The 19,625-nt window shown below is 70.2% G+C and carries 18 protein-coding genes and 1 pseudogene; 6 read left to right on the top strand and 13 right to left on the bottom strand.

Going from position 1 to position 19,625, the window contains the following annotated elements:
• Nucleotide 1: 1 nt before the first annotated feature.
• A complete protein-coding gene (locus RKD23_RS28875) occupies nt 2-910 on the top strand; it encodes a CU044_5270 family protein (protein ID WP_424856344.1) in 909 nt (302 codons plus the stop codon).
• A gap of 71 nt (nt 911-981) precedes the next feature.
• Nucleotides 982-1,972 (top strand): annotated as a pseudogene (gene dapD, locus RKD23_RS28870) (2,3,4,5-tetrahydropyridine-2,6-dicarboxylate N-succinyltransferase).
• Between the two features lie 52 nt (nt 1,973-2,024).
• On the opposite strand, the gene RKD23_RS28865 reads toward dapD, so the two are convergent.
• The 9 genes from RKD23_RS28865 to RKD23_RS28825 all read right to left on the bottom strand — a co-directional run bounded on the left by RKD23_RS28865 (nt 2,025) and on the right by RKD23_RS28825 (nt 10,905).
• Nucleotides 2,025-4,031 (bottom strand): VWA domain-containing protein, encoded by a 2,007-nt coding sequence (locus RKD23_RS28865; protein WP_424856343.1) that lies wholly within the window; start codon nt 4,029-4,031, stop codon nt 2,025-2,027.
• Between the two features lie 311 nt (nt 4,032-4,342).
• The gene (locus RKD23_RS28860) at nt 4,343-4,675 is read right to left on the bottom strand and encodes a metal-sulfur cluster assembly factor (RefSeq protein ID WP_399639644.1); all 333 of its coding nucleotides are present in this window, start codon (nt 4,673-4,675) and stop codon (nt 4,343-4,345) included.
• Entirely contained in the window at nt 4,672-5,139 is a 468-nt protein-coding gene (gene sufU, locus RKD23_RS28855) for a Fe-S cluster assembly sulfur transfer protein SufU (RefSeq protein ID WP_404034011.1), read from the bottom strand. The genes RKD23_RS28860 and sufU overlap by 4 nt, the downstream gene beginning before the upstream one ends.
• 19 nt (nt 5,140-5,158) lie before the next feature.
• A complete protein-coding gene (locus tag RKD23_RS28850; protein WP_404034013.1) occupies nt 5,159-6,415 on the bottom strand; it encodes a cysteine desulfurase in 1,257 nt (418 codons plus the stop codon).
• Nucleotides 6,412-7,176: a Fe-S cluster assembly ATPase SufC gene (gene sufC, locus RKD23_RS28845; protein WP_424856342.1), complete on the bottom strand. Its 765-nt coding sequence runs from the start codon at nt 7,174-7,176 to the stop codon at nt 6,412-6,414. Before sufC ends, RKD23_RS28850 begins: the two co-directional genes overlap by 4 nt.
• A 7-nt stretch (nt 7,177-7,183) precedes the next feature.
• A complete protein-coding gene (locus tag RKD23_RS28840; protein ID WP_424856341.1) occupies nt 7,184-7,501 on the bottom strand; it encodes a non-heme iron oxygenase ferredoxin subunit in 318 nt (105 codons plus the stop codon).
• Nucleotides 7,498-8,682 carry a Fe-S cluster assembly protein SufD gene (sufD, locus tag RKD23_RS28835; protein WP_424856340.1) on the bottom strand — a complete coding sequence of 395 codons (1,185 nt, stop codon included), beginning with the start codon at nt 8,680-8,682 and terminating at the stop codon, nt 7,498-7,500. Before sufD ends, RKD23_RS28840 begins: the two co-directional genes overlap by 4 nt.
• 61 nt (nt 8,683-8,743) lie before the next feature.
• Nucleotides 8,744-10,165, bottom strand: a complete 1,422-nt coding sequence (sufB, locus tag RKD23_RS28830; RefSeq protein WP_404034021.1) for a Fe-S cluster assembly protein SufB — start codon at nt 10,163-10,165, stop codon at nt 8,744-8,746.
• Nucleotides 10,162-10,905, bottom strand: a complete 744-nt coding sequence (locus tag RKD23_RS28825; protein WP_424856339.1) for a helix-turn-helix transcriptional regulator — start codon at nt 10,903-10,905, stop codon at nt 10,162-10,164. Before RKD23_RS28825 ends, sufB begins: the two co-directional genes overlap by 4 nt.
• 193 nt (nt 10,906-11,098) lie before the next feature.
• On the opposite strand from RKD23_RS28825, the gene RKD23_RS28820 reads away from it, so the two are divergent.
• The 3 genes from RKD23_RS28820 to RKD23_RS28810 are packed head-to-tail and all read left to right on the top strand — an operon-like array spanning nt 11,099 to nt 13,858.
• Nucleotides 11,099-12,022, top strand: a complete 924-nt coding sequence (locus RKD23_RS28820; RefSeq protein WP_424856338.1) for an ABC transporter ATP-binding protein — start codon at nt 11,099-11,101, stop codon at nt 12,020-12,022.
• Nucleotides 12,019-12,789 carry an ABC transporter permease gene (locus tag RKD23_RS28815; protein ID WP_424856337.1) on the top strand — a complete coding sequence of 257 codons (771 nt, stop codon included), beginning with the start codon at nt 12,019-12,021 and terminating at the stop codon, nt 12,787-12,789. Before RKD23_RS28820 ends, RKD23_RS28815 begins: the two co-directional genes overlap by 4 nt.
• Before the next feature lie 46 nt (nt 12,790-12,835).
• Complete coding sequence (locus RKD23_RS28810; RefSeq protein WP_424856336.1) at nt 12,836-13,858, top strand: COX15/CtaA family protein; 1,023 nt, start codon at nt 12,836-12,838, stop codon at nt 13,856-13,858.
• On the opposite strand, the gene RKD23_RS28805 is transcribed toward RKD23_RS28810, so the two are convergent.
• The 4 genes from RKD23_RS28805 to RKD23_RS28790 form a co-directional block, all read right to left on the bottom strand.
• The gene (locus RKD23_RS28805) at nt 13,813-14,547 is read right to left on the bottom strand and encodes a nucleotidyltransferase (RefSeq protein ID WP_424856335.1); all 735 of its coding nucleotides are present in this window, start codon (nt 14,545-14,547) and stop codon (nt 13,813-13,815) included. The two genes, RKD23_RS28810 and RKD23_RS28805, sit on opposite strands and share 46 nt — an antisense overlap.
• A gap of 18 nt (nt 14,548-14,565) precedes the next feature.
• On the bottom strand, nt 14,566-15,672 hold the full coding sequence (locus RKD23_RS28800) for an amidohydrolase family protein (RefSeq protein WP_424856334.1): 1,107 nt from the start codon (nt 15,670-15,672) through the stop codon (nt 14,566-14,568).
• Between the two features lie 151 nt (nt 15,673-15,823).
• Nucleotides 15,824-16,144 carry a hypothetical protein gene (locus tag RKD23_RS28795; RefSeq protein ID WP_424856333.1) on the bottom strand — a complete coding sequence of 107 codons (321 nt, stop codon included), beginning with the start codon at nt 16,142-16,144 and terminating at the stop codon, nt 15,824-15,826.
• Between the two features lie 56 nt (nt 16,145-16,200).
• Nucleotides 16,201-17,154 carry a heme o synthase gene (locus RKD23_RS28790; RefSeq protein WP_424856332.1) on the bottom strand — a complete coding sequence of 318 codons (954 nt, stop codon included), beginning with the start codon at nt 17,152-17,154 and terminating at the stop codon, nt 16,201-16,203.
• Nucleotides 17,155-17,532: 378 nt separating this feature from the next.
• Between RKD23_RS28790 and tkt the strand changes: the two genes are divergently transcribed.
• Nucleotides 17,533-19,620, top strand: coding sequence for a transketolase (gene tkt / locus RKD23_RS28785; RefSeq protein ID WP_424856331.1), 2,088 nt, complete (start codon nt 17,533-17,535; stop codon nt 19,618-19,620).
• The last annotated feature ends 5 nt before the right edge of the window (nt 19,621-19,625 follow it).

The raw sequence follows: 19,625 nt of genomic DNA, 5'->3' as shown, positions 1-19,625 counted from the left end.
CATGGACGAGATGACGGCGGTCCGCGACCTGCGCTCCGACGCGCCCGTCGCCGGGCGCCCCGACCTGGTCGCCGGCCGCGACCGGCTGCTGAAGGAGGCGGGCCGGGCCTCCCGTACGCGCAGGCTGCGCTCGGACTGGCGGCTCGCTGCCCTAGGGGCGGCGGCCGCGATCACGGCGGCCGCGCTGATCGGCACCCAGGTCGTCGGCGACGGCGGCTCCGGCGACGTCCGGCCGGGGTCCTCGTACGCGATCGAGCTGGGCAGCGCGAAGGACCTGCTGAACCGGGCGGCGGACACGATCGCCGCCGGCCCCGCGGTCACCGCGCGCGACGGCCAGTGGATCTACGAGAAGACGGTCGAGTCGAACGCGACCGACGACGTGGACGGCCCGGAGACCCAGGAGGGCTGGAAGAAGTACGCGGACCCCGCCTTCGAGAACGGCAAGGAGGGCGACGACCACTCCCCCAGGGAGCAGTACACCTTCCTGACCGGCCTGCCGGACGACCCGCGGCAGGTCAGGGCGAAGGCCCGGGCGTTCTACTACGCCACCGACCCGACCGAGAGCCGCGTCGCGCACGAGTACCGCGCGCTCAGCGTCGTCCTCAGCCGCTCCTACCCGTACGACCCGGAGGGCCTGGCCAAGGTCTACCGGGCCCTGGCCACGGTCCCCGGGGTCCAGGTCGCCGAGGTCACGGACGTCCTGGGCCGGGACGCGATCGCCCTCTGGGTGAAGGACGGCAACCCGTCCGCAGGCCGCCAGGAGATCCTCCTGGACCCGGTGACGTACCTCTACCGCGGCTTCCGGCTCATCGCAGGCAGTGGCGAGGAGGGCCTGCGGAAGGGGGACGTGATCATCAGCGGGGTCCGGGAGGAGGTGGCCGTCGTGGACCGGGAGGGACAGCGGCCCTGAGGGCTGCCCGGCAGGTGAGACGGGGGATGGCCGGTTCGCCCGGGCGGGGTGCGTCACGTTAGGTTGCCCTCATGACCGACACGACTGCTCCTCGCACCACCGGCGCCGTTGCCGCCGGCCTCGCCACGATCGCCGCCGACGGCACCGTCCTCGACACCTGGTTTCCCGCGCCCGAGCCGGCCGCCGAGCCCGGCCCGGCCGGCACCGAGCGCCTGGACGCCGAGCGCACTCGTGAGCTGCTCGGCGAGCACGGCGGTGCAGGCCCTCGGCAAGGACGACGTCCGCGGCGTGGAGATCGTGGCGGTCCGTACGGTCATCTCCTCGCTGGACGACAAGCCGCTGGACACGCACGACGCCTACCTGCGGCTGCACCTGCTCTCGCACCGCCTGGTGAAGCCGAACGAGCAGAACCTGGACGGCATCTTCGGCCTGCTGGCCAACGTCGCCTGGACCTCGCTCGGCCCGGTCGCCGTGGACACGCTGGAGACGGTCCGTCTGGCCGCCCGCGCCCGCGGTCTGCACGTCAGCGTCTTCGGCGTGGACAAGTTCCCGCGCATGACGGACTACGTCGCCCCGGCGGGCGTCCGCATCGCCGACGCCGACCGGGTCCGCCTGGGCGCGCACCTCGCCGCCGGCACCACGGTCATGCACGAGGGCTTCGTCAACTTCAACGCCGGCACGCTCGGCACCTCCATGGTCGAGGGCCGCATCTCCCAGGGCGTCGTCGTCGGCGACGGCTCGGACATCGGCGGCGGCGCCTCCACCATGGGCACGCTGTCCGGCGGCGGCAAGGAGCGCGTGGCGATCGGCGAGCGCTCCCTGGTCGGCGCCGAGGCCGGCGTCGGCATCGCCCTCGGCAACGACTGCGTCGTCGAGGCGGGCCTCTACCTCACCGCCGGCACCAAGGTCACCCTGCCCGACGGCCAGATCGTCAAGGCCCGCGAGCTCTCCGGCGCCGACAACATCCTCTTCCGCCGCAACTCCGTCACCGGCGCCGTCCAGGCGGTCCCGAACAACGCGGAGTGGGGCGGCCTGAACGAGATCCTGCACAGCCACAACTGACGACGAACGGGCGGCCGCGTTGCGCGGCCGCCCGCTCCCTTTTCGCGTTCCGTCAGTTCTTGTGGATCACGATCGACCCGCCCGCGAGGGCGGTCGTCGGGTCGGCGTCGGGCGCCGCGCCGAGCTGGTTGTCGTAGACGAGGGTGTCGTCCGCGGTCTTCCAGATCCTGATCCGGAACGTGTCGGGTGTGCTGTCGGTGGCACTGAGCATGAACGAGTAGCCGGAGGCGCCGTTCACCGTGCCGGTGCCCTTGTAGATGGCCTTGTTGCCGGCGACGACCAGCCACTGGTAGTCGGCGGAGTGGAAGTTGAGGTTCCCGGCCTTGAACTGGAACTCCGTGCTGCCGGTGGGAACGCTCGCGCCGTTCTTGTACTTCGACACGAAGCCGAAGTTGGCGCGCCCGGTGGCGCTCGGGTCGGCCGGGTAGGCGCCGGCCGGCGAGTTGACCCAGCCGCCGCCGGTCACGAAGCCGCCGTTGGGGTCGTACACGACGACGAAGCCGCAGTGCTGGGTGTCGGTGCCGCCGTCGTCGTCCGTGACGGTGACGGCGATGTCGTAGATGCCCGCCCCCGCGTACTGGTGCGTGCTGCCGACCGGGGAGCCGACGCCCGGCACCTCGGTGGTGGTGCCGTCGCCCCAGGCCACCGACAGGGTGTGGGTGTCGAGTGTGCCCGGGTCGGTGAACGTACCGGCGAAGGAGACGTCCGTGCCGACCGCGTGCGGGTCGACGGGGCAGCTGGTCAGGGTGAGGTCGGGAGCGACGTTGTTGACGGTCACGGTCGTCGAGTCGCCGTCCGTGAGGCCGTTGTCGTCGGTCACGGTGAGCGTCACGGCGTCGGCGCCGTCGTCGAGGCCGTTGTACGTGGCCACGGCCGCGCCGGCGTTCGTCAGCGTGCCGATGCCGGCGTCCGCGCCGCTCCAGGCGTACGAGACGACGGTGCCGTCCGGGTCGTGGCTGCCGGAGCCGTCGAGCGTGACCGAGGAGCCCTCGTCGACGGCCTTGTCGGGCCCGGCGTCGGCGACCGGCGGCAGGCAGTTGACGGTGACGACGACCTTCGGGAAGGTCACCGAGGCGTTCTGGTCGTCGTGGTAGACGACGGACTTGTTCACGTCCAGCGGCCCGCAGGGCGCGCCGCGGTGCTTGACCTGGTAGGTGATCTCCAGGTTCTCGTCGCCGAGTTCGGCCCGCGACCAGGTGAACCCGTCGGCGGTGACGCCGCCCACGGACGAGCCGGCGAGGTTCGCGGTCACCGTGCCGGGCACCAGCTCCCAGGGCGCGTCGAGCGTGACGGCGATGGACGGGTGGGTGGCGCCGGGCACCACGACCGCCTCGACGATCTGCTTCAGCAGGGTGTCCAGGCTGCCGAAGTCACCGGCGGAGAAGGTGTTGTCGGAGCCGGGGCCGCTGGCGATGACCTCCAGGGTGCCCTGCTGGATGCCGCCGCCGACACCCACGGCGAAGACGGTGGCCTTGGCCTGCAGGGCGGTCGCCGCGGCGCCGGTGTTGCCGCTGGTGGCCTCGCCGTCGGTGATGACGATGACCAGCTGGTTGCGGCCCGGGTCGTCGGGCCCCATCACGTTGTTCGCCTCGTTCAGTCCGCAGGCGATGCAGGTGCCGGTGTTCTGCTTGGGGTTGGTGTCGATGGCGTTCAGGACGGCGTCCTTGTCGCCGCTGAGCGCGCTGACGGGCGGTGTCACACCGTCGGCGAAGCCGACCACGCCGACCCGGCCGCCGTTGGTGAACAGCCCGTGCGCGGCCACGCCGTTGACGACGCTCTTGGCGAAGTCCTTCAGCTGGCCCCACTCGGTGTTGTCGATGCTGCCGGACTCGTCGAGCACGAGCACCAGGTCGGTCGGGGTCGACTGGGTGCTCGACTCGCCGTCGAGTCTCAGCTTCACGGTCGAGACGCCGTAGCGGTCGACGGCCGTGGGGCTCGCCGAGGCGTCGGGTACGGGCGCGGCCGAGGCCCGAGGTGCCAGGGCCACCATGCCTGCCAGGGCGAGCGCCAGGATCACGAACCCGGCCAGCAGCGCCCGTACGGAGGCGGGCATGGGCATGCGCGTACGCGTGGTTAACGCGTGCATTGATTCCCCCCTAGGAATCCCCCGGCGGGTGGGGCACACCGTTGTGCCGGCACTCCGCCTTTGTCCGCACGGAGCGTGCCGAGTCGGCAGCGCTGCGTCAATAGATCCGACAGACCGAACATGTGTGTACGCCCTGTGCGCCCCCTGTGCGCACCGCGTGTACGCCCGGTGCGGAGCGTGTGCGGGCATGTGCGGGCGTGTGCGTGGCATGAGAAAGCCCCGCCGGTGCTCGCGCGTCCGGCGGGGCTTCTGCAGGGGCTGTCAGACCCTTGAACCAGGGGCTGTCAGACGTTGAACCCGAGCGCCCGAAGCTGCTCGCGGCCGTCGTCCGTGATCTTGTCCGGACCCCACGGCGGCATCCAGACCCAGTTGATGCGCAGCTCGCTGACCAGCCCGTCCGTGGCGGACTTGGCCTGGTCCTCGATGACGTCCGTCAGCGGACAGGCCGCCGAGGTCAGGGTCATGTCGATCGTCGCGATGTTCGCGTCGTCGATGTGGATGCCGTAGATCAGGCCGAGGTTGACGACATCGATGCCCAGCTCGGGGTCGACGACGTCGTACAGGGCCTCGCGGATCTCGTCCTCGGAGGCCGGCTTCATCTCAACGGTCTCGCTCATGCCGTCTTCCTTTCCGCGTCGGCTCCGCCCAGGGCCTGGGCCGTCGCGTCCTTCCATGCCATCCAGCTCAGGAGGGCGCACTTGACCCGTGCCGGGTACTTGGAGACACCGGCGAACGCGACCGCGTCCTCCAGCACCTCCTCCATCGCGTCGTCCGGCTCGATCTTCCCCTTGGACTGCATCAGCTCCAGGAAGGTCTCCTGGATCTTCTGCGCCTCGGAGAGGTCCTTGCCGACGAGGAGTTCGTTGAGCACCGACGCGCTCGCCTGGCTGATCGAGCAGCCCTGGCCCTCGTACGAGACGTCCTCGACCGTGGTGCCGGCGTACCTCACGCGGAGCGTGATCTCGTCACCGCACGTCGGGTTCACATGGTGCACCTCGGCGTCGCCGTCCCTCAGACCACGCCCGTGCGGGTTCTTGTAGTGGTCCAGGATGACGTCCTGGTACATCGAGTCCAGCTTCATGCGATCGCTCGCCAACCCCTCAGCCGAAGAAGTTCCGTACGTGCTCCAGCCCCTCGACCAGTGCGTCGATCTCGGCCGGCGTGGAGTACAGATAGAACGACGCTCGCGTGGTCGCAGGAATTCCGTAGCGCAGGCAGACCGGCCGCGCGCAGTGGTGGCCGACCCGGACCGCGATGCCCTGCTCGTCGAGGACCTGGCCCACGTCGTGCGGGTGGATGTCGCCGAGCGTGAAGGAGATCGCGGCGCCCCGGTCCTCGGCCGTGGTCGGGCCGATGATGCGCAGGTCAGGGACCTCCGTCAGGCGCTTGACCGCGTACTCCGTGAGCGCGTGCTCATGGGCGAGGATCTTGTCCATGCCGATCGAGTTGAGGTAGTCGATCGCCGCGCCCAGACCGACCGCCTGCGCGATCGGCGGGGTGCCCGCCTCGAACTTGTGCGGCGCCGGGGCGTACGTCGACGAGTGCATCGACACGGTCTCGATCATCTCGCCGCCGCCGAGGAACGGAGGCAGGTCCTCCAGCAGCTCCTGGCGGCCCCACAGCACGCCGATGCCGGTCGGGGCGCACATCTTGTGGCCGGTGAAGGCCACGAAGTCGGCCTGGAGGGCCTGGACGTCCAGCGGCATGTGCGGCGCGGCCTGGGAGGCGTCGATGCAGACCAGCGCACCGACCTCCTGGGCGCGGCGCACGATCGCCTCGACCGGGTTGAAGGTGCCCAGGATGTTCGACACCAGCACGAAGGAGACGATCTTCGTCTTCTCGGTGATGATCTCGTCGATGTTGGACAGGTCGAGGCGGCCGTCGTCGGTGAGGCCGAACCACTTCAGCTTCGCGCCCGTGCGCTGCGCGAGCAGCTGCCACGGCACGATGTTGGAGTGGTGCTCCATCTCCGTGATGACGATCTCGGTGTCGGAGTCCACGCGGTAGGGCTCGTCGGCCCAGCCCAGCATGTTCGCGACGAGGTTGAGCGACTCGGAGGCGTTCTTCGTGAAGATCACCTCGTCGCGCGAGGGCGCGTTGATGAACTCGGCGACCTTGTCGCGCGCGCCCTCGTACAGCGCCGTGGCCTCCTCGGCGAGCACATGCACACCGCGGTGGACGTTGGCGTTGTAGCGCTCGTAGTACTCGCTCAGGGCGTCCAGCACCTGGCGCGGCTTCTGCGAGGTCGCCGCGTTGTCCAGGTACACGAGCTTGCGCCCGTCGTGGACCTGACGGTCCAGGATGGGGAAGTCCTTGCGGATCGCCTCGGTGTCGAGGAGGCCCGGCAGCTGTGTCACGCGGATACGCCACCCTTCGTGTATGCCTCGTAGCCCTCGTTCTCCAGCTTGTCGGCGAGCTCGGCGCCGCCGGACTCGACGATCCGGCCGCCGGAGAAGACGTGGACGAAGTCGGGCTTGATGTAGCGCAGGATGCGCGTGTAGTGCGTGATCAGCAGGGTGCCGACCTCACCGGTCTCGCGGACGCGGTTGACGCCCTCGGAGACGATGCGCAGCGCGTCGACGTCGAGGCCGGAGTCGGTCTCGTCGAGGATCGCGATCTTCGGCTTGAGCAGCTCCAGCTGGAGGATCTCGTGGCGCTTCTTCTCACCGCCGGAGAAGCCCTCGTTGACGTTGCGCTCGGCGAAGGCGGGGTCCATGTTGAGGCGCTCCATGGCCTCCTTGACCTCCTTCACCCAGGTGCGCAGCTTGGGGGCCTCGCCGCGGACGGCGGTGGCGGAGGTGCGCAGGAAGTTGGAGACCGAGACGCCGGGGACCTCGACCGGGTACTGCATCGCCAGGAAGACACCCGCGCGGGCGCGCTCGTCGACGGACATCTCCAGGACGTCCTCGCCGTCGAGGGTGACGGTGCCGCCGGTGATCGTGTACTTCGGGTGACCCGCGAGGGAGTAGGCGAGGGTCGACTTGCCGGAGCCGTTGGGGCCCATGATGGCGTGCGTCTCGCCCTGCTTCACGGTGAGGTCGACGCCCTTGAGGATCTCCTTCGTGGCGTTGTCGGCCTCGACGGTGACGTGCAGGTCTCGGATTTCAAGCGTTGCCATGGGTGCCTCAGGACTCCTGGGTGAGGGAGACGAGCACGTCGTCCCCTTCGATCTTTACGGGGTATACGGGGACGGGGCGCGTCGCGGGAAGGCCGGACGGCTTGCCGGTGCGGAGGTCGAACGCGGAGCCGTGCAGCCAGCACTCGATCTGGCAGTCCTCCACCTCGCCCTCGGAGAGGGAGACGTTCGCGTGACTGCAGATGTCGTGGATCGCGAACACCTCGCCCTCGGTCTGGACGAGGGACACCGGCGTGCCGTCGAGTTCCACCCGCTTCGGGGTGTCCTCCTCCAGCTCGCTCAGCGCACAGGCGCGTACGAAGGTCATGCGACCGACGCCTCCAGCTCCTCTTCGATCTTGGCGAGCAGGCGCTCCTCGATGTCGGCGACACCGATCTGCTGGACCAGCTCGGCGAAGAAGCCGCGGACGACGAGGCGGCGGGCCTCGTGCTCCGGGATGCCGCGGGCCATCAGGTAGAAGAGCTGCTCGTCGTCGAAGCGGCCGGTGGCGGAGGCGTGGCCGGCGCCCACGATCTCGCCGGTCTCGATCTCCAGGTTGGGCACCGAGTCGACGCGGGCGCCGTCGGTGAGCACCAGGTTGCGGTTCATCTCGTAGGTGTCGGTGCCCTCGGCCTTGGCCTCGATGAGCACGTCACCGATCCACACCGCGTGCGCCGCGTCGCCCTGCAGGGCGCCCTTGTAGACGACGTTGGACTTGCAGTGCGGGACGTTGTGGTCGACCAGAAGGCGGTGCTCCTGGTGCTGGCCGGCGTCCGTGAAGTACAGACCCAGCAGCTCGGCCTCACCGCCGGTGCCGGCGTAGGCGACGCGCGGGTGCAGCCGTACGACGTCGCCGCCGAAGGTCACGACGACCGACTTGAACGAGGCGTCGCGCCCGATGAGGGCGTTGTGCTGGCCCACATGCACGGCCTTGTCGTCCCAGTCCTGGACGGAGACGACGGTCAGCTTGGCGCCGTCGCCCAGGACGTAGTCGACGTTGGCGGCGAGGACCGCGTCACCGGTGTGGTCGATGACGACCACGGCCTCGGCGAAGGCGCCCAGTTCGACGACCTGGTGGGCGAAGGCGGTGCCGCCCTCGCCGTGCACGGCGATACGGATCGGCTCGGCGAGGACCGTCTCCTTGGGGACGGTGATCACGCCGGCCTTCTCGAACGCGGAGTAGGCCTGGGCGGCGATGCGGTCCACCGGGGTGCCCGCCTTGCCCAGGCGCGCGTCGTCGCGGCCGACGGTCTCGACGGTGACGCCCTCGGGGGCCTGCACGTCGACCTTCACGCCGTCACCGGTGGCGACGGCGGTGCCGTCGTGCAGCCCGCGCAGGCGCTCCAGCGGGGTGAACCGCCACTCCTCCTCGCGGCCGTGCGGGACCGGGAAGTCCGCCACGTCGAAGGACGGGGGCGCGCTCATGCGCGTGGCGACGGTCGACTCGGCGGCCACCGCGATCTGGCCGGCGGTGGTGGACCCCACCGGGATGTTCTGAGCCTCAGCCATGGCTGTCGGTCTGCTCTCTTCCTACGTCAGATTTCGCTAGCTGTGTCCAGGAGTGCGGGTCTTAACCGACCGCGCCTTCCATCTGCAGCTCGATCAGCCGGTTGAGCTCCAGCGCGTACTCCATCGGCAGCTCCTTCGCGATGGGCTCGACGAAGCCGCGGACGATCATCGCCATCGCCTCGAACTCGCTCAGACCGCGGCTCATCAGGTAGAAGAGCTGGTCCTCGGAGACCTTGGAGACGGTCGCCTCATGGCCCATGGACACGTCGTCCTCGCGGACGTCCACGTAGGGGTACGTGTCGGAGCGGGAGATCGTGTCGACGAGCAGCGCGTCGCACAGCACGTTGGACTTCGAGCCGTGGGCGCCCTCGCCGATCTCCACGAGACCGCGGTAGGAGGTGCGGCCGCCGCCGCGCGCCACGGACTTCGAGACGATGTTGGAAGAGGTGTTCGGCGCCATGTGGACCATCTTGGAGCCGGCGTCCTGGTGCTGGCCCTCGCCCGCGAAGGCGATGGACAGGGTCTCGCCCTTGGCGTGCTCGCCCATCAGGTAGACGGCCGGGTACTTCATCGTCACCTTGGAGCCGATGTTGCCGTCGATCCACTCCATGGTCGCGCCCTCGTAGGCGACGGCACGCTTGGTGACCAGGTTGTAGACGTTGTTCGACCAGTTCTGGATGGTCGTGTAGCGGCAGCGGGCGTTCTTCTTGACGATGATCTCGACGACGGCGCTGTGCAGCGAGTCCGACTTGTAGATCGGGGCCGTACAACCCTCGACGTAGTGCACGTAGGCACCCTCGTCGACGATGATCAGGGTCCGCTCGAACTGGCCCATGTTCTCGGTGTTGATCCGGAAGTAGGCCTGGAGCGGGATCTCCACGTGCACGCCCGGCGGCACGTAGATGAAGGAGCCGCCCGACCACACGGCGGTGTTCAGGGAGGCGAACTTGTTGTCACCGACCGGGATGACGGTGCCGAAGTACTCCTTGAAGAGCTCCGGGTGCTCCTTCAGCGCCGTGTCGGTGTCGAGGAAGATGACGCCCTGCTCCTCCAGGTCCTCGCGGATCTGGTGGTAGACGACCTCCGACTCGTACTGGGCGGCGACACCGGCGACGAGGCGCTGCTTCTCGGCCTCCGGGATGCCCAGCTTGTCGTAGGTGTTCTTGATGTCCTCGGGCAGGTCCTCCCAGGACTCCGCCTGCTTCTCCGTGGAGCGTACGAAGTACTTGATGTTGTCGAAGTCGATGCCCGACAGGTCCGAGCCCCAGTTCGGCATGGGCTTCTTGTCGAACAGGCGCAGGCCCTTGAGGCGGAGCTTCGTCATCCACTCCGGCTCGCTCTTCTTCGCGGAGATGTCGCGGACGACGTCCTCGCTCAGACCGCGCTTCGCGGAGGCACCGGCCTCGTCGGAGTCGGCCCAGCCGTACTCGTACTTGCCCAGACCCTCGAGCTCAGGGTGAGCAGTCTCCGTGGGCAGAGTCATGCGGGGTTCCTCCCGGCCGTGCTTGCAGGTGCGTCAGTGGAAATCTTGGGGATGAACGTCGTGCACACGCCGTCGCCGTGGGCGATGGTCGCGAGCCGCTGGACGTGGGTTCCGAGCAGCTCGGCGAAGAACTCGGTCTCCGCCTCGCACAGCTGGGGGAACTGCTCCGCGACATGAGCCACCGGGCAGTGGTGCTGGCACAGCTGCTCGCCGAGCTGCCGGCCGGGTGCGCTGCGCGCCGTAGCAGCGTACCCGTCGGCCGTCAGGGCCTTGGCCAGGGCTTCGGCCCGCTGTGCGGGGGCGACCGCCTCGACGGCCTCGCGGTACGTGCCCGCCTGCGCGGCGATACGGGCCCGGGCGAAGGCGGCGACCGCTTCCTGGCCGCCCTCCTGCTCGGCGATCCAGCGCAGCGCGTCCGCGGCGAGTTTGTCGTAGGACTGGTCGAAGGCGTCGCGGCCGCAGTCGGTGAGTGCGAAGACCTTGGCGGGGCGGCCGCGGGTGCGGGTGCCGTACACGCGCTGTTCGCGGGCTTCGACGACGTCGTCGGCGACCAGGGCGTCGAGGTGGCGGCGGACGGCGGCCTGGGTCAGGCCCAGCCGGGCGGCCAGCTCGGCGACGGTCGACGGCCCGTGGTCCAGGATGGACCGCGCGACCCGGTTGCGTGTCGAACGCTCTCCGGTCGCGAACTCCTCCTGAGGGGCCCCCGTGGGGGTCTCCCGAGCCTCGCCGACGTTTTTCACAACGCCATTGTTGCGTAATTCTTCAGACCGGGGCAAGCGCCGTCCGGATCACCCGACGGTGCCCTGCGTCACTTAGGTATACCTAATGTGACCTGCGGAAACGATCTTTGATCGATCAAACGCGACCCCTCTGACCAGCCCTCTTCGCACCCGCGCACCACAGCACCCCCCGGCGAACCTAGACTCTCGGACCATGCGAACCGATCCCGTCCTCCAGGTCCAGTCCCTGGTCAAGCGGTACGGCGAGAAAACCGCGGTGGACGGCCTCGATCTGGTGGCCCGGCCCGGAGTCACCGCCGTACTCGGACCCAACGGCGCCGGCAAGACGACCACGGTCGAGACGTGCGAGGGGTACCGAAAGCCGGACTCCGGCACCGTGCGCGTCCTGGGCCTCGACCCGGTGCGGCAGGCGGCGGCGCTGCGTCCCCGGATCGGCGTGATGCTCCAGTCCGGCGGCGTCTACTCCGGCGCCCGCGCGGACGAGATGCTGCGCCATGTGGCCAAGCTGCACGCCCACCCGCTGGACGTGGACGCGCTGATCGAACGCCTCGGGCTCGGCTCCTGCGGCCGCACCGCCTACCGGCGGCTGTCCGGCGGCCAGCAGCAGCGGCTCGCCCTGGCCATGGCGGTCGTGGGCCGCCCCGAGCTGGTGTTCCTCGACGAACCGACCGCCGGGCTCGACCCGCAGGCCCGCCGCGCCACCTGGGACCTCGTCCGCGACCTGCGCGCCGACGGTGTCTCGGTCATCCTCACCACCCACTACATGGACGAGGCCGAGCAGCTCGCCGACGACGTCGCGATCATCGACGCCGGCAAGGTCATCGCCCAGGGCTCCCCCGAGGAGCTGTGCCGCGGCGGCGCCGAGAACACCCTGCGCTTCACCGGCCGCCCCGGCCTCGACGTCGGCTCGCTGCTCAAGGCGCTCCCCGCGGACAGCGCCGCCGCCGAGCTGACCCCCGGCTCCTACCGGGTCACCGGCAAGGTCGACCCCCAGCTGCTGGCCACCGTCACCTCCTGGTGCGCCCAGCACGGCGTGATGCCGGACCGCATCTCGGTGGAGCGGCACACGCTGGAGGACGTCTTCTTGGAACTCACCGGCAAGGAGCTGCGCTCGTGAGCGCCACTGGCACGTACACCCCGAAGCCGGGCGCGGCGCCCCTGGGACGCATGATCGCGGCCCAGGCGATGCTGGAGACGAAGATGCTCCTGCGCAACGGCGAGCAACTGCTGCTCACGGTCGTCATCCCGACGCTGCTACTGGTGCTGTTCGGCTCGGTGGACATCGTCGACACCGGCGAGGGCGAGGCCGTGGACTTCCTCACGCCCGGCATCCTCGCGCTGGCGGTGATGTCGACGGCGTTCACCGGCCAGGCCATCGCGACCGGCTTCGAGCGCCGCTACGGCGTGCTCAAGCGGCTGGCCGCCTCACCGCTGCCGCGCTGGGGCCTGATGACCGCCAAGACGGCCTCCGTGCTGGTCACCGAGGTGCTCCAGGTGCTCCTGGTGACAGTGATCGCCTTCGCATTGGGCTGGAGCCCGCACGGCAACCCCCTCGCCGTCCTGCTGCTCCTGATCCTCGGCACGGCCGCCTTCTCCGGGCTCGGCCTGCTGATGGCGGGCACGCTGAAGGCGGAGGCGACCCTCGCGGCCGCGAACCTGGTGTTCCTGCTGCTGCTCGTCGGCGGCGGGGTGATCGTGCCGCTGGACAAGTTCCCCTCGGGCGTCCAGGACGTGCTGGCCCTGCTGCCCGTCTCGGCGCTGTCCGACGGGCTGCGGGACGTGCTGCAGCACGGGTCCGGCATGCCGTGGGGCGACCTGGGGATTCTCGCGGTGTGGGCGGTCGTGGGGCTGGCCGCGGCGGGGCGCTTCTTCCGCTGGGAGTAGGCACACCGGGGACCCTCGTGAACGCGTGCACAAGCGGACGCCTACGATGGTGCGCGTGCCAAAGCTGACCCGCGCCGACGCCACCGAGGCCGTGCGCAACCCGCTCGCCTTCATCGCCGCACGCTGGACGCCGACCCCTCGGACGGTCCGGCGGGCGGCTCTCGCCGCGCTCCTCATGGCGGTCGTGATCGTCGTCACCGGCGGCGCCGTCCGCCTCACCGGCTCGGGCCTCGGCTGCCCGACCTGGCCCAAGTGCACCGACGACTCGCTGACCACCACCAGCGAGATGGGCCTGCACGGCTACATCGAGTTCGGCAACCGCATGCTGACGTACGTGCTGTGTGCCGCCGTCGGCTGGGCGATCATCGCCGCGCGCTCCGAGAAGCCGTACCGGCGCAGCCTGACCCGGCTCGGCTGGGCACAGTTCTGGATCGTGATGGGCAACGCGGTGCTCGGCGGCATCGTGGTGCTCGTCGGCCTCAACCCGTACACGGTCGCGGCCCACTTCCTGCTGTCCACCGCCCTCATCGCGGTGGCCACGGCGATGTGGCAGCGCACCCGTGAGGGCGACGTGGCGCCCCGGCCCCTGGTCGGCCGGTCCGTGCAGCAGCTGGTGTGGGCGCTGGTCGGCGTCACCGTCCTGCTGATCGCCGTCGGCACGGTCGTCACCGGCGCGGGCCCGCACGCGGGCGACTCCAGCGAGGTCGAGCGCATGCCGCTGAACTGGGAGGACGTCAGCAAGCTGCACGCCGTCCTGGCCTGGATCACGGTCACCCTGACCTTCGCCCTGTGGTTCGTCCTCAAGGCGGTCGACGCCCCGAAGGGCCCGCTGGGCCGCACCCGGGACCTGTTCGTGGTGCTGCTCGCGCAAGGCGTCATCGGATACGTCCAGTACTTCACCGACCTGCCCGAGGTCCTGGTGGGCGCGCACATGCTCGGCTCCTGCCTGGTGTGGATCGCGGTGCTGCGGGTCCTGCTGGCGCTGCGCGAACGCCCCGAGACCGAGGTGGCGGACCTGCCGGTTCAGCCGTACGAGGCGACCAGCGCGTCGATCGCCGGGCCCAGGTAGGCCCGGGTCAGCTCCGCTCTGCGGGCCGTCCATTCCTCGCCGAGCGGCACCGGCGTGCCGTAGCGGCGGCCGCGGATGTCCTCCACGAGCTCGCCGGGCGCCCCGAGGCCGGGCAGCAGGTCCAGGGCCTCGCGCTTGGAGATCAGCCGCCCGTCGCTCAGGGTCGCGCTCGCGCGGGCGAAGGTGAGCAGGCCGAGGTCGACCCAGACGTCCCGGGTCCACAGCCGGGCGTCGGCGAGGGCCGGGCGCCAGTAGTCCCGCTGGTCGCGTACGACGAACCGGGTCAGCTGTCCGTCCGGCACCGGCGGGAGCAGCCCGGCGGGCGGCCGCCCGTGCAGGACCCTGCCGAAGGCGTGCAGCTCGGTGCGGGTCACCGGGGTGACGGGCCGTTTGTACAGCTCCTCGTGCGCCCAGGTCAGATGGGGCCGAGCGGGGTCCTCCATGGTCGTCGGCGTCAGATACGTGCAGTGCAGCAGCGGGGACAGCGGCTCTCTGCGCAGCCGGGCGTGCAGCAGTGCCAGCCGCCAGACGGTACGCGGACCGATGCCGTCCAGTACGGCGATCAGGTCCAGGTCGCTGCGGCCCTCCTGGTAGTCGCCGCCGGCCAGGGAGCCGTGGGCCCAGACGGCGACGGGGTCCAGTGGGGCCAGGTGCGCGAGGAACCGGTCGAGTAAGGCGTCGGTCTGCATGGGCCCAGTCTGTACAGCTCAGTCCAGGCCGTACACCCTGCGCGCGTTGCCCGCCGCGACCATGCCCGCGACCCGCTGGGCGTCCCCCAGCGACCAGGCGCCCTCCGCGACCCACGCGCCCAGCACCCGGGCCAGCCCCTCCCGGAACAGCCGGGCGCCGACCACATGCAGCTCGGGCAGACCGTGGGCGCCGCTGGAGAAGAGGACCTTGCCGAAGGGGGCCAGCTCCAGGATCTCCGCGAGGACCGTGGCCGCGCGGGCCCCGGTGCGGGCCAGGGCCGCGCCCGAGTCGGCGTACACATGCGGGAAGACCCCTGCGAGGTGGGCGGCGTGCCGGTGGTACGGGTAGCCGTGCAGCAGGACCAGGTCGGTGCCCAGGCCCGCGGTCGCCCGCACGAAGTCGGTGAGCAGCACCGGGTCGGTGCGGTCGATGCGCAGGCCGGGCTCGCCGAGCCCCGCGTGCAGTTGGAGGGGCCTGCCCGAGGCGACGGCGATCCACAGCAGGTGCCGCAGCAGGACGGGGTCGCTCAGCTCGCCGCCGACCCTGCGGCCGGCCAGCCAGCGGCCCGCGGCGCCCCGCACCTCGCCGGGTCCGGGCGGCTCGGGTGCCAGCGCGAGGCCGTGCCGTACGCCGGCGACGGAGGTGAAGGCCACCGCGTGCGTGGCGGCGCCGTGCACCGACTCGGCGAGGTTGGCGAGGAAGGACTCGACGGTGCCGGAAGTGTCGGCGACCTGCTCCGCGAGCAGCTCCAGCCGGACCACCTCGCGGGCCTGGGCGGCGGCGGCCGTGGCCATCTCGTCCGGCCCGGTCAGGTCGCCCGGCAGGCCGGTGTCCATCAGGTACGTCGTGATGCCGCTGCCGCGCAGGAGCCTGCGGCCGGCCTCCAGGACGCCCAGTTCACGGCGGCGTGCGAGATAGCGGGCCGGGGAGCAGTGGGGTTCCAGGCCGAGCAGGGGCGGACACCAGCGGCGTACGGCGAAGCCGGTCTGGGTGTCGAAGAGGGTGGTGCCGGGGGCGGGCGGGCCCTCGGTACGCGACAGCTGGGCCTCGAAGGTGCCGAGGCCCAGCTCTGTTCTCAGTACGCCGTGGCAGTACTGGTCCACGAGGCTCGGCGTTTCGATCATCCCGGCTTCCCGTGTGGGCGTGTGGGTCTACACGTCCTAACGGGTGAAGGGGGGATGGGGTGCGCCCAATCAGAGGGTGGCTCGGATCGTCCGGCGGGTGCGGCTCGTCTGTGGTTTCTCGCGCAGTTCCCCGCGCCCCTGACTACCTCACCTAACCGCCGATCTGAATGCCTGCCATCCGCTTCCACTCGTACGCGCCGGTCTTCACCTTCGCCGCGAACTCCCCGTCGAAGTCCTCGTGGGTGGTGATGCCGGACTTGGCGACGGCCTGCTGGGCGATGTCGTACGTGGGGGCGACCAGGTTGCCCCACTCGCCGTCCTCGCCGACGAGGGCGATGCGGGCGCCGCGCTCACCGATGTACGCGACCTGGCCCTCGGCACCGCCGTGGGCCTTGGCGAAGGTGCTGATCTGCTTGGCGAGCCGGGCGACCTTGCGCTCGGCCTTCGCGTCAACCTGCTGCGTGTCTGCCATGGACAGGATGCTACCGAGCGGTAGATCGTTCGGCGACGTGACGCTTGCCTCAGCTTCTACCGCAGGAACGGGTCCACCGCGACCGCGACGAACAGCAGCGAGACATAGGTGATGGACCAGTGGAACAGGCGCATCTCCTTGAGCTTCGCGCCCGTCACCTCGGCCTTGGCCCGGTTCTGCAGGGCGTGCGCCTCCCACAGCCACCAGCCGCCCGCGGCGAGGGCGACGGCGGTGTAGAACCAGCCGGTGTAGCCGAGCGGGGTGAGCAGCAGGGACACGGCGACCATGACCCAGCTGTAGAGCACGATCTGCTTGGCGACGGTCTTGTTGGAGGCGACGACCGGCAGCATGGGCACGCCCACGCGCGCGTAGTCCTCCTTGACCTTCATGGACAGCGGCCAGTAGTGCGGCGGCGTCCAGAAGAAGATGACCAGGAAGAGGATGACGGGCGCCCAGGACAGGGAGTCCTTCACCGCGCTCCAGCCGATCAGCACCGGCATGCAGCCCGCGATGCCGCCCCACACGATGTTCTGCGCGGTGCGGCGCTTGAGGATCATCGTGTAGACGACGACGTAGAAGAGGAGCGCGCCGAGGGAGAGCCAGGCGCTCAGCCAGTTGACCGTGAGGCCGAACAGCAGGGTGGAGACCACCGCGAGGGCGATGCCGAAGGCGAGGCACTCGCGCGGGCTGACCATGCCGGTCACCAGCGGCCGCTGCGAGGTGCGGTCCATCAGCGCGTCGATGTCGCGGTCGATGTACATGTTCAGCGCGTTGGCGCCGCCGGCCGAGAGATAGCCGCCGATACAGGTGAGCAGCACCAGACCCAGGTCCGGCACGCCCTGCTCGGCGAGGAACATCACCGGAACGGTGGTGATGAGCAGCAGCTCGATGATCCGCGGCTTGGTCAGCGCCACGAACCCCTTGACCCGGGCCCCGAACGGCCGCCGAGCCGGGCTCTCGCTCGTCCCGATAACCCCCGCAGGACGGGATTCAACGGCCGTCACGCACACCCCTGACAGAGACTCCCAGCAAGCCCGCCCGTGTGAAGTCCGGGTAAAGGGCTCGCGCGTACCACGCCACTGTAGACGTTGCCCAGACCCGGACATTCGCGGGGGTCGGGTCGTGTTGGAAGACGCCGTCGGAAGAGCCCGAACGCTGTCACTTGAGCACTCGTTCGAGCGGGTCCGTATTCACTTGCCAAAAGGCGATACAGCCCAGTCGGCAGGCGGATGTCCGAGAGTCCCGGCAGTCTGGAATGAGCCGAAAAAACGCACGTCCTTACGGGGGTAGGCTCAACACGGCCGGTGTGCGTCGAGCGCATCGGCGGCCGGTGGGCGCGCGCCCGGAAGACCGGCTACCCGACATGTGGAGAGGAGCCCTGACTCAGGGTGAGCACCAAGCCGACCACCACAGACCTCGAGTGGACCGAGTTGGACCAGCGGGCCGTCGACACCGCCCGCGTCCTGGCCGCCGATGCCGTACAGAAGGTCGGCAACGGCCATCCGGGTACGGCGATGAGCCTGGCGCCTGCCGCCTACACCCTCTTCCAGAAGGTGATGCGGCACGACCCCGCCGATGCCGACTGGGTCGGCCGCGACCGCTTCGTGCTGTCCGCCGGCCACTCGTCCCTGACCCTCTACACCCAGCTCTACCTGGCCGGCTTCGGCCTGGAGCTGGACGACCTGAAGTCGTTCAGGACCTGGGGCTCCAAGACCCCGGGCCACCCCGAGTACGGCCACACCGTGGGCGTGGAGACGACCACGGGCCCGCTGGGCCAGGGTGTCGCCAACGCCGTGGGCATGGCGATGGCCGCCCGCTACGAGCGCGGTCTGTTCGACCCGGAGGCCCCCGCCGGGGAGTCCCCCTTCGACCACTACGTCTTCTGCATCGCCGGTGACGGCTGCCTCCAGGAGGGCATCTCCGCGGAGGCGTCCTCGCTGGCCGGTCACCAGAAGCTCGGCAACCTGGTCCTGCTGTGGGACGACAACCACATCTCGATCGAGGGCGACACCGAGACGGCCGTCTCCGAGGACACCGTCAAGCGCTACGAGGCCTACGGCTGGCACGTCCAGCGCGTGGAGCCGCAGGCCAACGGCGACCTCGACCCGAAGGCGATCTACGCCGCGATCCAGAAGGCCAAGGCGGTCACCGACCGGCCGTCCTTCATCGCCATGCGCTCGATCATCGCCTGGCCCGCCCCGAACGCCCAGAACACCGAGGCCGCGCACGGCTCGGCGCTGGGCGACGACGAGGTCGCGGCGACCAAGCGCGTGCTGGGCTTCGACCCGGAGCAGAGCTTCGAGGTCTCCGACGAGGTCATCGGTCACACCCGGCAGGCGCTGGAGCGCGGCCGGCAGGCCAAGGCCGAGTGGGAGAAGTCCTTCCAGGAGTGGCGCAACAGCAACCCCGAGCGGGCTGCCGAGTTCGACCGCATCAACAAGGGCGAGCTGCCGACCGGCTGGGAGGAGAAGCTCCCGGTCTTCGAGCCCGGCAAGGGTGTCGCCACCCGTGCCGCCTCCGGCAAGGTGCTCCAGGCGCTCGGCGCGGTCATCCCGGAGCTGTGGGGCGGCTCGGCCGACCTGGCCGGCTCCAACAACACCACGATCGACAAGACGTCGTCGTTCCTGCCCGCGGGCAACCCGCTGCCCGAGGCGGACCCGTACGGCCGCACCGTGCACTTCGGTATCCGCGAGCACTCCATGGCCGCGGAGATGAACGGCATCGCGCTGCACGGTCACACCCGGATCTACGGCGGCACCTTCCTGGTGTTCTCCGACTACATGCGCAACGCCGTGCGGCTCTCGGCGCTGATGCACCTGCCGGTGACGTACGTCTGGACGCACGACTCCATCGGTCTCGGCGAGGACGGCCCGACCCACCAGCCGGTCGAGCACCTGGCCTCGCTGCGCGCCATCCCGGGCCTGAACGTCGTACGCCCGGCGGACGCCAACGAGACCGCGATCGCCTGGCGCGAGATCCTCAAGCGCTACACGAAGGTCTTCGGCAAGGGCGCCCCGCACGGTCTGATCCTTACCCGCCAGGGTGTGCCGACGTACGAGTCGAACGACGACGCGGCCCGCGGCGGCTACGTCCTGTTCGAGGCGTCGAACGGCGCGCCGGAGGTCATCCTCATCGGCACCGGTTCCGAGGTGCACGTGGCCGTCGAGGCGCGCGAGCAGCTGGAGGCGGCCGGGGTCCCGACGCGGGTGGTGTCCATGCCGTCCGTGGAGTGGTTCGAGGAGCAGGACCAGGGGTACCGGGACAGCGTTCTGCCGCCTGCCGTGAAGGCGCGTGTCGCGGTCGAGGCCGGTATCGGTCTGACCTGGCACAAGTACGTCGGTGACGCGGGCCGGATCGTCTCCCTGGAGCACTTCGGTGCGTCCGCCGACGGCAAGGTCCTCTTCCGCGAGTACGGCTTCACCGCCGAGAACGTGGCCGACAAGGCGCGGGAATCGATCGCCGCAGCTCAGCGCTGACGCTG

The organism is Streptomyces sp. SAI-170 (assembly GCF_049739565.1).
GTDB lineage: Bacteria > Actinomycetota > Actinomycetes > Streptomycetales > Streptomycetaceae > Streptomyces.
Note: the sequence above shows the minus strand (reverse complement) of the source record. Positions and strands in the feature narration are given on the sequence as shown.

Bases quoted from the DNA above. Each gene is read 5' to 3' on its own strand.
- RKD23_RS28875 (WP_424856344.1), top strand. From the start codon at position 2: ATGGACGAGATGACGGCGGTCCGCGACCTGCGCTCCGACGCGCCCGTC.
- RKD23_RS28865 (WP_424856343.1), bottom strand. From the start codon at position 4,031: ATGCCCATGCCCGCCTCCGTACGGGCGCTGCTGGCCGGGTTCGTGATC.
- RKD23_RS28860 (WP_399639644.1), bottom strand. From the start codon at position 4,675: ATGAGCGAGACCGTTGAGATGAAGCCGGCCTCCGAGGACGAGATCCGC.
- sufU (WP_404034011.1), bottom strand. From the start codon at position 5,139: ATGAAGCTGGACTCGATGTACCAGGACGTCATCCTGGACCACTACAAG.
- sufC (WP_424856342.1), bottom strand. From the start codon at position 7,176: ATGGCAACGCTTGAAATCCGAGACCTGCACGTCACCGTCGAGGCCGAC.
- RKD23_RS28840 (WP_424856341.1), bottom strand. From the start codon at position 7,501: ATGACCTTCGTACGCGCCTGTGCGCTGAGCGAGCTGGAGGAGGACACC.
- sufD (WP_424856340.1), bottom strand. From the start codon at position 8,682: ATGGCTGAGGCTCAGAACATCCCGGTGGGGTCCACCACCGCCGGCCAG.
- sufB (WP_404034021.1), bottom strand. From the start codon at position 10,165: ATGACTCTGCCCACGGAGACTGCTCACCCTGAGCTCGAGGGTCTGGGC.
- RKD23_RS28820 (WP_424856338.1), top strand. From the start codon at position 11,099: ATGCGAACCGATCCCGTCCTCCAGGTCCAGTCCCTGGTCAAGCGGTAC.
- RKD23_RS28810 (WP_424856336.1), top strand. From the start codon at position 12,836: ATGGTGCGCGTGCCAAAGCTGACCCGCGCCGACGCCACCGAGGCCGTG.
- RKD23_RS28805 (WP_424856335.1), bottom strand. From the start codon at position 14,547: ATGCAGACCGACGCCTTACTCGACCGGTTCCTCGCGCACCTGGCCCCA.
- RKD23_RS28800 (WP_424856334.1), bottom strand. From the start codon at position 15,672: ATGATCGAAACGCCGAGCCTCGTGGACCAGTACTGCCACGGCGTACTG.
- RKD23_RS28795 (WP_424856333.1), bottom strand. From the start codon at position 16,144: ATGGCAGACACGCAGCAGGTTGACGCGAAGGCCGAGCGCAAGGTCGCC.